Source organism: Roseibium hamelinense (genome assembly GCF_007830545.1).
Classification (GTDB): domain Bacteria; phylum Pseudomonadota; class Alphaproteobacteria; order Rhizobiales; family Stappiaceae; genus Roseibium; species Roseibium hamelinense.
Window position 1 is genome coordinate 845,501 of sequence record NZ_VLLF01000001.1, and the last position, 13,702, is coordinate 859,202.

Below are 13,702 nucleotides of genomic sequence, written 5' to 3' on the forward strand. Positions count from 1 at the left end.
GGACGGGGGCAAAGTGTCAAGAGCGAAGGCCGAAGTTTTGCGGGGATTGGGCGTTTTGCGCAGCTCAGAACCGCAAGAATGAAAATTCAATCGATCTGGCGCTACCCAGTGAAATCCCTGCTTGGAGAGCCGGTGCAGGAAACGATGGTCGACGAACGGGGGATCTCCGGCGATCGCATCTATGCGATAACCGATACACGGGGAAAGCTTGGCAGCGGCAAATCCACCAACACGTTTCAACGGATCGACAACCTTCTCTCGATGCAGGCGGCGTCGCGGGACGGCACCACGTTCATAAAACTGCCGGATGGCCGGAAGGCACCAGTGGGATCCCCTGAGCTGACACGCCTTCTGTCAGACTTTCTTGCCCAAGACGTGACGGTCACCCGAGAAATGGACACACCACATTTCGATGACGGCGCTGTCCATATCATACTGTCATCCGACCTTGAGAAATTACAGTCTCTCAACCCCGGCTCTGACGCCGACCCCCGCAGGTTTCGCGCCAATGTCATCCTGGACACGCCAGGCCACATGACCGCAGAAGACCTTTTGGGACGCGTCCTGACCATCGGCTCGACACGCCTGAAAATCACCCATCCGACAGAGCGCTGTGTGATGGTCACCGCAAAACAACATGACCTGCCCTCCAATCCCGGCATTCTGAAAGCGATCTCAAACGGCGAAGACGTCCACTTCGGTGTTTACGCCTCGGTTTTGATCCCCGGAAAAATTGAGGTTGGACAAGCGGTTGACACGTCGGCCAAGCCTGGCGGAAACGCAGCCAACAGCCGACGAAAATTCGGGCTCTAGGGCAACAGAGCCATCCGAACGGAACACCAATGTGGACCGGCCCCGCGCCGCATGGGTTTGAACGCGTCCGTAGGGCGCCTTTTCAAAAAAGCCTTTCCACGACTTTGAAGCAACGGCCGAAATCAGATGGCAGGGCTCTTGCATTCGGCCCAAACCCGTGTATAAGCCGCATTTCGTCCGGGACCCCGGCTGGGGGCTGAACGGAAGGGCTTTTTCTCAAAAGCCAGAGACCTTGAATAAAGAGCTCGTCTTCCCGTGTCTCCGCTCTCGTTAGAATTCTCGTTCCTTTCCGGAGGTCACGAGGAGGCTTTGCGCCAGGTCCCGATTATGAAACCTAGGAAAGGCCTTATAGCCCATGCCTCTTTATGAGCACGTGTTCCTGGCGCGCCAGGACATTTCTGCACAGCAGGTCGAGCAGCTCGTCGAGCAGTACAAAGGCGTCATCGAAAATGGCGGCGGTACATTCGGCAAAGTTGAAAACTGGGGTTTGCGTTCGCTCGCATACCGCATCAAGAAAAACCGCAAGGCGCACTACACCTTGATCAACATCGAGGCCCCGCATGCAGCGGTTGCCGAAATGGAACGTCAGATGGGCCTCAGCGAAGACGTTCTGCGCTTCATGACCTTCAAGGTCGACGCGCATGAAGAAGAGCCGTCTGCGATGATGCAAAAGCGTGACCGTGACGACCGCCGCGGCGGTGGCCGTGGTGACAAACCAGGTGCTGGCCGTGGCGATCGCGGCGACCGTGGTGATCGCGGTGACCGCGCACCGCGCCGTGCAGAAGCGGAGTAAGACAAAATGGTAGATATCGCACAGCTTCCGAGCCGCCGTCCGTTCTTCCGCCGCCGGAAAACCTGCCCGTTCTCTGGTGCCAACGCGCCGAAGATCGACTACAAGGACATCCGTCTCCTGCAGCGCTACATCTCTGAGCGCGGCAAGATCGTCCCGAGCCGCATCACCGCCGTTTCTGCAAAGAAACAGCGTGAACTGGCCCGCGCAATCAAACGCGCCCGCCTGCTCGGCCTTTTGCCTTTCGTGATCAGCTAAGCCTGATGGCGCTGCCCGGAGCTAGCTCCGGGCACCCGAACTGGGGCCGCGGGAAAACCGGCCTCTAACCGCCAGAACGATATGAAACGGCGGGACAGTTAGGAGAAATGATATGGAAATCATCCTTCTTGAGCGTATCGCCAAGCTTGGCCAGATGGGCGACACCGTGCGCGTCCGCGACGGGTATGCACGCAACTTCCTTCTGCCTCAGGGCAAGGCACTCCGTGCAAACAAGACAAATCTGGAGCGGTTCGAGCGTGAGCGTGCTCAGCTTGAAGCCCGTAACCTTGAGCGCAAGACCGAAGCTGAGGCTGTTGCATCCAAGCTTGACGGCGAAAACCTGATCATGATCCGGTCCGCCGGCGAAACTGGTCAGCTTTACGGTTCAGTATCGACTCGCGACATCGCAGACGGCCTTACCGAAGCAGGCTTCACAGTCACGCGCGGGCAGGTCGACCTTCGCAACCCGATCAAGACCATTGGTCTGCATTCGGTTGTGATCGCGCTGCACCCCGAAGTCGAAGTCACCGTCTCCGTCAACGTCGCGCGCTCCGAAGACGAAGCTGTTCGTCAGGCAGCTGGTGAAGACCTCACCACTCCGGAAATGGACGTCTTCGAATTCGAGGAAGACGACGAGGAAGAAACTGCAGACGGCGACGACGCCGAAGTCTCTGACGAGGCAGCAGCTGAAGAAGAAGCCTGATAACTTCTGCTTTCAAGACCTTGAAACGGCGTCCTGCGGGGCGCCGTTTTTGTTTGCCAGCAATCAAATACCGGTATGATCCAAGAGTTTGAAAAACCTAGGCCGTTAACCTTTTGAAACTCTTCACAGACTGCATGGCAGCCATGCTTCAATGCATACAAGTCCGTATAATTCCACAAGATTTTGAAAAAATACGTAGGTCACGCTGAGTCTTGTTTTGGCGAACAGGTCAAGGCAAAACCGATTCTTTCCCCGTTGATCTTAACCTTTCAGGGGGAATCGAAAATGCCCATTTTGTTCCCTTGAAGCCTCCGCCGCCTTGGCTGTATTCCAAATAGACAAGGGGTGACCGGGGGACGAAATGCAGGGCAAATTGCAAACTGTAGAGACCGAAGCTGTGGAGCAACGGCTTGCACCACATAATGCGGAAGCGGAGCGCCAGCTGCTGGGCGCAATTCTCGTGAACAACGAGACCTACTACCGTGTTTCGGACTTTCTGGAGCCTCACCATTTCTTCGTCCCGCCTCACCAGGACATCTACGAGAAAATCGGACATCTGATCCGTGCGGGCAAAACCGCCTCTCCGATCACACTCAAGACGTTTTATCCTGCAGACGCGAAAATTGCCGATCTCTCCGCCACACAGTTCTTGTTGAGACTGGCTGCGGATGCCGCGTCGGTGATCAACGCAGAAGATTATGGCCGCACAATCTATGATCTCGCGGTCCGCAGAAACTTGATCCGCATCGGCGAAGACATGGTCAACATCGCCTTTGATGCACCGATCGACGTGCCGCCCAACCAGCAGATCGACGACGCCGAACGGCGGCTGTTTGAGCTTGCCGAAACCGGCCGCAGCGAGGGCGGCTTTGTCTCCTTCGGAGACGCGCTGACCGAAACAATCGAGATGGCCCATGCCGCCTGGAACCGCGAAGGCGCTTTGTCCGGCATTTCCACCGGACTGATGGATCTCGACCGTCTGATGGGCGGCTTGCAGGCATCTGACCTGATCGTCCTTGCCGGACGCCCGGCTATGGGAAAGACCTCGCTGGCCACGAACATCGCCTACAACATCGCACAGAATTATCAGGCCGAAGAACAGCCGGACGGCTCGATCAAGACCGTCAATGGCGGTGTTGTTGGGTTTTTCTCACTGGAAATGTCGGCGGAGCAGCTCGCCACCCGTATCATTTCCGAACAAGCCGAGATCTCGTCGTCAAAAATCCGGCGCGGCGACATATCAGAAGCGGAATTCGAGAAACTGGCAGCCTGTGCCCAGACCATGCAATCGGTTCCGCTGCATGTGGACCAGACCGGCGGTATTTCCATCGCCTCACTCGTCGCCCGGGCGCGGCGTCTGAAGCGCCAACGCGGCCTCGACCTTCTGATCGTTGACTATATCCAGCTGCTCACCGGGTCTTCGAAAAACAGCGGCAACCGCGTGCAGGAAATCACGGAAATCACGACCGGCCTCAAAGCGCTTGCGAAAGAACTCAACGTGCCGATCATCGCCTTGTCCCAGCTCTCTCGTCAGGTTGAATCGCGGGACGACAAGCGGCCGATGATGTCGGACTTGCGTGAATCAGGCTCGATCGAGCAGGATGCGGACGTGATCCTGTTCGTGTACCGCGATGAATACTACCTCGGCAAAACGGAGCCGGAAGAAGGCACGCCGGAGCACGAGGTCTGGAAGGACAAACTTGAGCGGGTCAAGGGCAAGGCGGAGGTAATCATCGCCAAGCAGCGTCACGGGCCGACCGGGACCGCGAACCTGCACTTCCAGGGCGAGTTTACCCGGTTCTCGGATCTCGCACAGGACGACTACCTGCCAGAGCGCATGGAATAGGCCACGGGACGCGGCTGCAATGACCGTTTGCGTACTGTTTGCTGCTTCGACATAGTCCAGATATGCAAAGCGGGGATTCGGATAGCCTTTTTGGCGGGCGGCTAACCATCGACCTTGATGCAATTGCCGGAAACTGGCGACTGCTTCGGGACAGGCTTGGCGGCACCGGCGAATGCGCCGCGACCGTGAAGGCAGATGCCTATGGCACAGGCTTGGACCACACAGCCAAGCGTCTCTTCGCCGAAGGCTGCCGGACATTTTTCGTGGCCGTGCCCACAGAAGCAGTGGCCTTGCGGACATCACTCCCCGGCGCCACGATTTACGCCCTTGATGGCCTTTTTCCCGGAACCGCGCCCATTCTGGCCGAAAACGATATCCGCCCGGTGCTTGGCTCTTATCCGGAGGTTCAGGAATGGGCGGCGTTCTGCAAGACCGCGGGACGCTCCTTCAAGGCGGCCGTCCATTTGGACACCGGCATCCACCGTCTGGGTTTGTCGCGGGAAGAATTCGAAGCCGCCCTCAACGACCCTGATATCACAGGTCCGTTTACGCCGAGCCTTCTTATGTCTCACCTGGCGTGCGGCTCGGACCCCGCTCATCCGATGAACCGGCGTCAGCGGGAGCTGTTTGCACACGTCACGGCGCCGTTTGCCGGCATTCCGCGCTCACTTGCAAATTCGGCCGGCGTGTTGATGGGCCCCGAATTCCATTTTGATCTGGTGAGACCCGGCATATCGCTTTTTGGCGGGCAGGCGATCGAAACCGAACCCAATCCGATGCAACCGGTGGCCAAGGTTGAAGCGCGGATCATGATCGTCCGCAGTGTACCGGAAGGCGACACGATCGGCTACGGCGCCAAACAGACTGCCACCCGCCCACTGCGAAACGCAGTGGTCGCGGCCGGGTATGCAGACGGCATGTTGCGCCGTGCAGGATCTTCGGATGACCGGCCGGGCGGGTACGCCATGATCGAAGGTCACAAGGCCCCTCTCCTCGGGCGTATCTCCATGGACATGATCACCTTGGATGTCACGGATATCCCCGAACATCTCGTCCGGCGTGGCGCCTTTGTGGAAATGATGGGGCCGAATGTTGCGGCGGCCGACCTTGCGGCTTATGCCGAGACCATTGATTACGAATATCTCACGAGCCTTGGTAGGCGCTTTCACCGCCGCTATGGCCCTCTCAATCTCTAGGACAAGTCCTTGGCCCGACGTTCCACACAATTTGTCTGCCAATCCTGCGGAGCGGTCACCGCCAAATGGCAGGGCCGTTGCGAATCCTGCGGCGAATGGAACTCAATTGTGGAGGAACAGACCGCAGGAGGTGTCGGCGGCGGGCCCGGCAAAGCGCCGCGCTCGAAAGGCAGGGTCATTCCGCTGGTTGGCCTGACCGGCGACACGAAAGAAGCACCGCGTATTCTAAGCGGTCTGGCTGAGCTGGACCGTGTGACCGGTGGCGGGTTTGTGCGCGGTTCTGCACTACTGGTTGGAGGAGATCCGGGCATCGGCAAATCCACCCTGCTCATTCAGGCTGCCTCCGCCCTGGCAAACCTTGGCCACAAGACAGTTTATATCTCGGGAGAGGAAGCTGTCGGACAGGTACGGCTTCGGGCCGAACGGCTTGGGCTTGCCGCGTCTCCAGTTGCATTGGCAGCAGAAACCAGTGTGGAAGATATACTGGCCACCCTGGAGGCCGGCCCGCCCCCTGCCCTGGTCATCTTGGATTCCATACAGACCCTTTGGACCGAACAGGCCGATTCGCCACCGGGAACGGTTACCCAGGTGCGCGCCTCGGCCCAGGCCATGGTCCGCTATGCGAAGAAACACGGCACCACGCTGGTGCTCGTCGGCCATGTCACCAAAGACGGCCAGATTGCCGGTCCGCGCGTCGTCGAACACATGGTGGATGCCGTACTGTACTTCGAGGGCGATGGGGCGCACCAGTACCGCATTCTCCGGTCAGTTAAGAACCGCTTCGGGGCAACCGATGAAATCGGCGTGTTCGAAATGACCGGAAAAGGCCTTTCGGAAGTTGCCAATCCGTCTGCCCTGTTTCTCGGTGACCGGACCTCCAATGCGCCTGGATCTGCAGTGTTTGCAGGTCTTGAGGGCTCCCGGCCGCTGCTCATCGAAATCCAGGCTTTGGTGGCGCAGTCGTCTTTGGGAACGCCGCGCCGGGCGGTGATCGGCTGGGACAACGCCCGCCTGTCCATGATCCTCGCGGTGCTGGAAGCGCGCTGCGGCGTCCGGTTCTCCCAGCATGATGTTTATCTGAATGTTGCAGGCGGACTAAAGATCGCCGAACCAGGCGCGGATCTGGCGGTTGCAGCCGCTCTGGTCTCTTCCCTGAGCGGGCTTGCCCTGCCCGCCAATTGCGTCTATTTCGGCGAGGTCAGTTTGTCAGGGGCGATCCGTCCGGTCGCCCAGGCGCAATCGCGGCTGAAGGAAGCACAAAAACTCGGGTTCGATCAGGCCTACTGCCCTGACGGGAACTTGAAAGACGGTGCCTCTGGCGGCCTGCGCGTCACCGGACTGCCGGAACTTGGGGATTTCGTCGCCAAACTCTCAGCGAGCGCTGGTGCACAGAAGGCCTCCTAGGTCAGGTTAACGCTTAAAAGAGGCCTTGGCGGCTTCGACACGGAAAAAGGACTGAACAGGACCATGCCGATCACTCTGCTCGACGGTATTCTCCTCGTCATCATGCTCATTTCAGCAGTTTTGGCGATGATCCGCGGCTTTGTGCGGGAAGTTTTGTCCATTGCGTCCTGGGTTGCCGCCGCAGCCGCAGCGTTCTTTCTTTATGAGCGCGTGCTGCCCTACGCCAAGCAATACATAAATCACGACCTTGTCGCGCTCGGCGTATCGGTTGCCGCCGTTTTTCTGGTCACGCTGCTTGTGGTCAGCTATATTACGATGCGAATTTCAGACTTCGTTCTGGACAGCCGGATCGGTGCGCTCGACCGGACCCTCGGCTTCGTCTTCGGTGCGGTGCGCGGTCTCTTGCTGGTCGTTGTGGCGATGATGTTCTTCAATTGGTTCGTTCAGCCGCAACAACAGCCGAACTGGGTGCTTGAGGCAAAGTCGCGGCCAGTGCTCATCTCGATTGGCGAGCGGCTCGTGTCGATGCTTCCCGAAGACCCGGAAGAGGAAATCATGGACCGCCTGAGGGGCGTGGGCCAGGAGCAGGACACAAATGCCGCGCCGGGTGAAGAGCCGAATTACAGCGCAACGGAGCGCCAAGGGCTCGATCAGTTGACCAATGGCGGCAACTGAACAGGATCAGGCAGGGAATTCCCTGCCTTTTTAACGACCAGATTTACTGGAAAAGCACCGCGTCATGCGATAAGCCGGCGCAGTGTTCGGCAGATGCCGGCAAAAGTCAGCACAAGGAGTTCGCCATGACAGGCGGGACCGCGCTTATGGAACCACTCGATCTTGAAGAAGACCGCTTGCACGAGGAGTGCGGCGTTTTCGGCATTTTGGGGCACGAAGATGCCAGTGCGCTGACCGCGCTCGGCCTGCATGCCCTGCAGCACCGCGGCCAGGAAGCAGCCGGGATTGTGACATTCGATCGGGATCAGTTTCGTGCAGAACGCCATCTCGGCCTGGTGGGCGATCACTTCTCAAACGCCGAAACCATCAACCGGCTGAGCGGCCGTGCGGCGATCGGGCATGTGCGCTATTCAACCAGCGGCGAGCCGATCCTGCGCAATGTCCAACCATTGTTCGCCGAACTGGAAGGCGGCGGCATCGCCATCTGCCACAACGGCCACTTCACCAACGCCATGACCCTGCGCAAGCAGCTGATCATGGATGGCGCGATCTGCCAGTCCACCTCGGATTCGGAAGTGGTTCTGCAGCTTCTGGCCCGCTCGCGGGAGAAGAAAATTGTCGACCGCTTCATTGACGCTATCACCCAGATGGAAGGCGCTTATGCCCTCGTGGCCCTCACGGCCAAGAAACTGATCGGCGCGCGCGACCCGCTCGGCATCCGGCCCTTGGTCCTGGGCGATTTGAACGGCGCGCCTGTTCTGGCTTCGGAGACGTGTGCGCTCGATATCATCGGGGCAACATTCATCCGCGAAGTTGAAAATGGCGAAGTTATCGTCTGTACCCCGGGCGGCATTGAGAGCCACTTCCCGTTCGGCAAGCGCCCTGCCCGTCCGGACATCTTCGAGTACGTCTACTTTTCACGGCCCGATTCCGTCCTCAATGGCCGGTCAGTCTATGACGTGCGCAAGAACTTCGGATGTGAACTGGCGCGCGAAGCCCATATTGAAGCGGATGTGGTCGTTCCCGTGCCGGACAGCGGCGTCCCGGCAGCGATCGGTTACAGCCAGGAAAGTGGCATTCCGTTCGAGCTTGGCATCATCCGCAACCACTATGTCGGCCGAACCTTCATCGAGCCGACGCAAGCGATCCGCACGCTTGGCGTAAAGCTGAAACACTCGGCGAACCGGTCCCAGATCGAGGGCAAGCGGGTCGTGCTGATCGATGACAGCCTTGTGCGCGGCACGACTTCGGTCAAGATTGTCCAGATGATCCGGGAAGCCGGTGCGCGTGAAGTTCATTTCCGCCTGTCCAGCCCGCCGATCAAGCATTCGGACTACTACGGCATCGATACGCCGGTCCGCGAAAAGCTTCTGGCTGCAAAATACAATCTCGACGAGATGAAGAACTATATCGGCGCCGACAGCCTCGCCTTCCTGTCCATCGACGGCATCTACCGGGCCATGGGCTATGAGGGGCGCAACAACGCCGCGCCGCAATTCACCGACCACTGCTTTACCGGAGACTATCCGACGCCGCTCACCGATCTGTCCGAAGATCACGACATGGCGCAGCCTCCCCGGCTGGTGGAAGTGCAATAACAGGTCCAGCTCATGCAAAAAGACTTTGAAGGCCGCGTCGCGCTGGTCACCGGCGCCTCGCGCGGTATCGGTTATCAACTTGCCAAAAATCTCGGCGCAAGAGGCGCCCACGTGATCGCTCTGGCGCGCACGGTCGGGGGACTTGAAGAGCTTGATGACGAGATCCAGCAGGCCGGTGGGGAAAGCGCAACGCTTGTGCCCGTCGACTTGAAAGACTTCGGCGCCCTGGACCGCCTTGGCGCCGCGATTTACAAGCGCTGGAAAAAGCTTGACGTTTTGATCGGCAATGCGGCCATGCTCGGCACGCTGTCTCCTATTGGCCATATCAAGGTGAAAACCTTCGATGAGGCCCTTGCGACCAATGTGACGGCAAATTGGCGGTTAATGCGGTCAATGGATGCCCTGCTGCGGCAGTCGGATGCCGGCCGTGCTCTGTTCCTGACTGCGGCGCAGGCCCATAGTTGCACACCCTTTTGGGGCATTCAGTCCACCACGAAGGCAGCATTGGAAGCTTTGGTCCGCACATATGCCGCTGAAACGGAAAAGGCGGCGCTCAATGTCAACCTGGCAGATCCGGGCCCGGTCCGCACGGGTCTGCGCGCCAAGGCGATGCCCGGCGAAGATCCCTCTACACTGGCAACACCGGAAGACGTGGCACCGGCTTTGGTAAACCTCGTGTCAGCCCAGTACATGCGCACCGGCTGTCTGTATGACCGTTTGTCCGACGATACATTGGATTTGCTCAACGGCTGACATCAACGCCGTGCGCGAAGCCAACGGACTCTTCGAAAGACCCCTTGTGCGGTTTTGCGCAAGGGGTTTTTTGATGGCCGAGGCGGCGCCAAAAAGCTGCGCGTGCCCGGTGGAACGATCCGAAATCCGCCGCGTGAAGCGCCTGCACATGGGAGATCTCCGGGGTCTGACAGCCCCTGGCGGGCCTGCGCAGCTTCTGGCCGGGCACCGGTTTCGTCAAACTGTGATCCCTGTCACACGGCCACTGCGCAGGGTTTTGCGCGGCTTTCAGCGCACTGTGCAGGTTTCTGCACAGCTCCTTGCGGACGCACCCCCTTCGAACGACGGCTATCCCATTGTTTTCATACGTCTTTTATCACCAATGCCAAAACTGGCACGCCCCGTGCAAAGTAGGTGGCATCAGCAACGCCGCTGACGGAATTCAAACCTGAAGACGACGGACATCAGAGCGCAGACCGCTCGACACATCTTAGAGGAGACTGCAAAATGGCAAATGTTGCATACGCTAAAATCTCAGGCGCAACACAGGGCGACATCAGCAAGGACGCAACAACCGCGGACAGCATCGGCAACTCCTGGCAGGAAGGCCATGAAGACGAGTGCCTGGTCTACAACTTTGAAATGAACGCAATCGTCCCGCGTGACCCGAACTCCGGCACCGCCATCGGCACGCGCCGCCACCAGCCGAGCTCTTTCATCAAGCCGCTCGACAAGGCCTCCCCGCTGCTGTGGCAGGCTCTGGCAACCGGCGAAAACCTGGAAATCGAAGTCGCTTTCTGGCGCACCTCGACCGCAGGCCAGCAGGAGCACTACTTCACCGTCAAGTACACCGACGCGGTTCTGGTTGAAGGCAAGCACATGCTGCCGGACGTCAACGACGACAAAAACGCCTCCCGCGGCGATCTCGACCAGTGGTTCTTCAGCTACCGCAAAGCCGAGTGGACCCACGAAAAAGCCGGCACATCCGGTTCCGACGACTGGCGCGCTCCGGTTACATCATAACCGGATCTCCCCCTTCTGCCGGGGGCCCGCCCTTAAGACCTCCGGCAGAAAAGCCGTCCCCATGCCCCGGGGACGGCTTTTTGATGTCAGCCAAAACCTGTCAGGGCCAAGTGTGTTGGCCGGCTAAGGCATTTGCAGCTGAATGATCCGCCGTCCGGCCAAATTCAGCGCCTTTTCGTCATAAACCTCCGGAAATGCCTCGCGCAGCATGCGCGACAAGGTGCCGTCCGCCTCAACGACCTGGAGCGCGTCCGTCAACAGCGCGTGAAGCTCCGGGTTGTTGCGCGAAACGTAAAGCCGGAAGTCGTTTTCATAGACCAATGCCAGATGCCGTTCGACCGCAAGATCGGGAAACTGCGGTGCCTCCACGGCGATTTCCATAATGCCGCGCGAAAAATAGTCGACACCGGTCCGCCCGGCAGCGAGCTGGTGGAAGATGTCCGGGTTCCAGCGGCCGCGCCATTCCTCGTAGGGCAGGCCGTTCTCGGACCACACACCAATATCGTTCCAGTCCTGGCCGAAAACGCCGACCGTTTTCTTGTTGCGAAACTCGTCAAGGGTCCCGACATCGGCATAGCGTTCTTCGTCGCCCGGACGCACGAACAGCACGCGAACGCCCTTCAAGCCTTCCGTCAGATCCACGGGAACCTCCAGAAAGCGGCGCTTCAGCATCTCGTCTTCGCCGCGCCAGAAAAGGTCAATGTCCTTGCCGAGATCCAACATCACCATCTGACGGGGCATGGGTATGGAAGGATCCAGAAGGTCGATCTCGACCGTGTGTCCGGTCCGGGCCAGAGCGGTGCCGAGGAGATTGGACACGTAGACGGTCAAATTGTTGTCCGGAATCTTGAGGCTGAAGGAGTCATCCGCCTCCGCCCGCGTCGAGCACACCGCGGCCAACAAAAAGCAAACAAACAGCCAGGACTTCATTGCGTCAAACATCCCAATGAACTGTGCGCAACCTTGACTATAGCCCGTTTGGGTTACGAGAAGCTTTCCGTTATGTAAAGGGCAAACACCACCGGCCCGGAACCGGCTTGCCGGCAGCCGAAGGCAGGCCGAGGGCTCTCAGCGCGCTTGTGGCGGCACCTCGGCGGGCCAGCTGACCACATGGTCCTCATAGTCTTCCAGGTCCATGCCGTCTTCACTGACCGTGCGCCGGGTCACAGACACGCCCGCCTGGTGAACGGTCTGCGGATCGCCCGAGACAAGCGGATGCCACCAGTAAAGATCGGCGCCCTCCTCTATCAGTCGGTAAGCGCAAGTCGGCGGCAGCCAGCCGAGCTTTGGCACCTCCTCGGGTGTCAGCTGAATGCAATCCGGCACCGTCGCGGCGCGGTTTTCATAGTCGGTACACCTGCAGGTCTCGCCATCCAGCAAGGTGCAGGCGACATCGGTCCACACAACAACGCCCGTGTCCCAGTCCTCCAGCTTGTTCAAACAGCAGCGGGCGCAGCCGTCACACAGGGATTCCCACTCCGCCCCGGTCATCTCGGCCAGGGATTTGCGCTGCCAAAACGGGCGCGGATCTGAGGGGGAAGCTTTGCTGGACAAAGGTGTTTGGCCTTCTGTGGGCATCAATTCGGACGTCACGGCGCCGGGTAGCATCTCCAGCGCCCGGCAACAAGCGGCAACTGCGGCCGGGGCATCGCCCGGCCTCAATCAAAATACTGAGCAATGATCTGGCGGTAGCGCCCGGTTTGCTTGAAGGCGTCCAGCAGAGACTGCAACTGCCCGGCAATCTTGGGCTTGGATTTCGGCACCACGAAATACCGGAGCGTGAAATCGACGGGCGGCCCGTCAACCGGTTCGATTTCTGCTTCAAGTCCAAGATCCCTGGCCGCCATGCGCAGGGTGATCTCGTCGCTGATCGCGATGTCAAAGCGCTTGTTGATCAGCATGCGGATCATGACTTCGTTCGAAAACGTGCGGACGCGCTCGAAATTGTCCGCCTCTTGAAAATCGGGGGCATAGGTGAAGCCCGCCCTCACACCAACCTTCATGCCCGACAGATCCTCATACGTGTCCCAGCGAAGCCCGGCGCCGGTCTTCTGCCACAGCCGCGCCGGCATGCCGCTCTCGCTGATGGGGCCGACCATGTGATATTTTTCAAAGCGTTCAGGCTGATGGCGCCAGGGCAAGGACACATCCACCGCCGCCGCATCGGTTTCCGAGACGATCCGTTTCCACGGCATCGGCACCAGCCGGTAGGAGATCCCACCCGCGTCAAGCGCGCCTTTCAGGATGTGAATATAAAGGCCATCCGCCGCACCAAGACCGTTTTGAAAGGTTAATGGCCTAAATTCTACGTCATAGGCAATCAGCAGCGGTCCACTGGAGGCGCGGGCGTCCTTGCCGGCGCCGCTCACCCCAAACGCCGCGACCAAAATAGCAAGCGCAGCAAAAGCGCGCGGAACATACCAACCCGACCGCATGACAAAATCGCCCTGACACCAATAAAAATTTGCTCAAATTTATTCACTTGGCCTAAAACTTTCCCTAAAGGAAAAACTGGAAATCCACGCCTTTCGAAAACACTTCGGAAACTCTTAGCGATTTGGGAACGCAGCTGTGGCATTGGTTGAAAACGCAGATGTTTTGGCGCTAGGGTCGCACAGATCCAGGCGCCGTTGCCGGACACAAGACAACTGCAGAGCCCTGGAG

14 protein-coding genes are annotated in these 13,702 nt (G+C 59.1%); 11 read left to right on the forward strand and 3 right to left on the reverse strand.

Annotated features, from left to right (window positions below; genetic code table 11):
* The first annotated feature begins 78 nt into the window (after nucleotides 1-78).
* The 11 genes from JM93_RS03945 (at nucleotide 79) to JM93_RS03995 (ending at nucleotide 11,038) form a co-directional block, all read left to right on the forward strand.
* A complete protein-coding gene (locus JM93_RS03945) occupies nucleotides 79-813 on the forward strand; it encodes an MOSC domain-containing protein (RefSeq protein ID WP_145340731.1) in 735 nt (244 codons plus the stop codon).
* Nucleotides 814-1,168: 355 nt separating this feature from the next.
* The gene (gene rpsF / locus JM93_RS03950; RefSeq protein ID WP_145340732.1) at nucleotides 1,169-1,606 is read left to right on the forward strand and encodes a 30S ribosomal protein S6; all 438 of its coding nucleotides are present in this window, start codon (nucleotides 1,169-1,171) and stop codon (nucleotides 1,604-1,606) included.
* A gap of 6 nt (nucleotides 1,607-1,612) precedes the next feature.
* On the forward strand, nucleotides 1,613-1,861 hold the full coding sequence (gene rpsR, locus JM93_RS03955) for a 30S ribosomal protein S18 (RefSeq protein ID WP_145340733.1): 249 nt from the start codon (nucleotides 1,613-1,615) through the stop codon (nucleotides 1,859-1,861).
* A gap of 112 nt (nucleotides 1,862-1,973) precedes the next feature.
* Complete coding sequence (gene rplI, locus JM93_RS03960; protein WP_145340734.1) at nucleotides 1,974-2,564, forward strand: 50S ribosomal protein L9; 591 nt, start codon at nucleotides 1,974-1,976, stop codon at nucleotides 2,562-2,564.
* Between the two features lie 361 nt (nucleotides 2,565-2,925).
* Nucleotides 2,926-4,410 (forward strand): replicative DNA helicase, encoded by a 1,485-nt coding sequence (locus tag JM93_RS03965; RefSeq protein WP_145340735.1) that lies wholly within the window; start codon nucleotides 2,926-2,928, stop codon nucleotides 4,408-4,410.
* Between the two features lie 62 nt (nucleotides 4,411-4,472).
* The gene (gene alr, locus JM93_RS03970; protein ID WP_145340736.1) at nucleotides 4,473-5,606 is read left to right on the forward strand and encodes an alanine racemase; all 1,134 of its coding nucleotides are present in this window, start codon (nucleotides 4,473-4,475) and stop codon (nucleotides 5,604-5,606) included.
* A 9-nt stretch (nucleotides 5,607-5,615) separates the two neighbouring features.
* Nucleotides 5,616-7,010 carry a DNA repair protein RadA gene (radA, locus tag JM93_RS03975; RefSeq protein ID WP_145340737.1) on the forward strand — a complete coding sequence of 465 codons (1,395 nt, stop codon included), beginning with the start codon at nucleotides 5,616-5,618 and terminating at the stop codon, nucleotides 7,008-7,010.
* A 63-nt stretch (nucleotides 7,011-7,073) separates the two neighbouring features.
* Nucleotides 7,074-7,685: a CvpA family protein gene (locus JM93_RS03980; RefSeq protein ID WP_145340738.1), complete on the forward strand. Its 612-nt coding sequence runs from the start codon at nucleotides 7,074-7,076 to the stop codon at nucleotides 7,683-7,685.
* A 125-nt stretch (nucleotides 7,686-7,810) separates the two neighbouring features.
* Nucleotides 7,811-9,283, forward strand: a complete 1,473-nt coding sequence (gene purF, locus JM93_RS03985) for an amidophosphoribosyltransferase (RefSeq protein ID WP_145340739.1) — start codon at nucleotides 7,811-7,813, stop codon at nucleotides 9,281-9,283.
* 12 nt (nucleotides 9,284-9,295) lie between these two features.
* Nucleotides 9,296-10,036: an SDR family NAD(P)-dependent oxidoreductase gene (locus JM93_RS03990; RefSeq protein ID WP_145340740.1), complete on the forward strand. Its 741-nt coding sequence runs from the start codon at nucleotides 9,296-9,298 to the stop codon at nucleotides 10,034-10,036.
* 486 nt (nucleotides 10,037-10,522) lie between these two features.
* Nucleotides 10,523-11,038 carry an Hcp family type VI secretion system effector gene (locus tag JM93_RS03995; protein ID WP_145340741.1) on the forward strand — a complete coding sequence of 172 codons (516 nt, stop codon included), beginning with the start codon at nucleotides 10,523-10,525 and terminating at the stop codon, nucleotides 11,036-11,038.
* Between the two features lie 123 nt (nucleotides 11,039-11,161).
* Here the strand turns inward: JM93_RS03995 and JM93_RS04000 are convergent, their stop codons facing one another.
* The 3 genes from JM93_RS04000 to JM93_RS04010 all read right to left on the reverse strand — a co-directional run bounded on the left by JM93_RS04000 (nucleotide 11,162) and on the right by JM93_RS04010 (nucleotide 13,473).
* Nucleotides 11,162-11,968, reverse strand: coding sequence for an amino acid ABC transporter substrate-binding protein (locus tag JM93_RS04000; protein ID WP_145340742.1), 807 nt, complete (start codon nucleotides 11,966-11,968; stop codon nucleotides 11,162-11,164).
* Between the two features lie 138 nt (nucleotides 11,969-12,106).
* Nucleotides 12,107-12,616, reverse strand: a complete 510-nt coding sequence (locus tag JM93_RS04005; RefSeq protein WP_145341054.1) for a YcgN family cysteine cluster protein — start codon at nucleotides 12,614-12,616, stop codon at nucleotides 12,107-12,109.
* Nucleotides 12,617-12,696: 80 nt separating this feature from the next.
* On the reverse strand, nucleotides 12,697-13,473 hold the full coding sequence (locus JM93_RS04010) for a substrate-binding periplasmic protein (RefSeq protein WP_145340743.1): 777 nt from the start codon (nucleotides 13,471-13,473) through the stop codon (nucleotides 12,697-12,699).
* Between the last annotated feature and the right edge of the window lie 229 nt (nucleotides 13,474-13,702).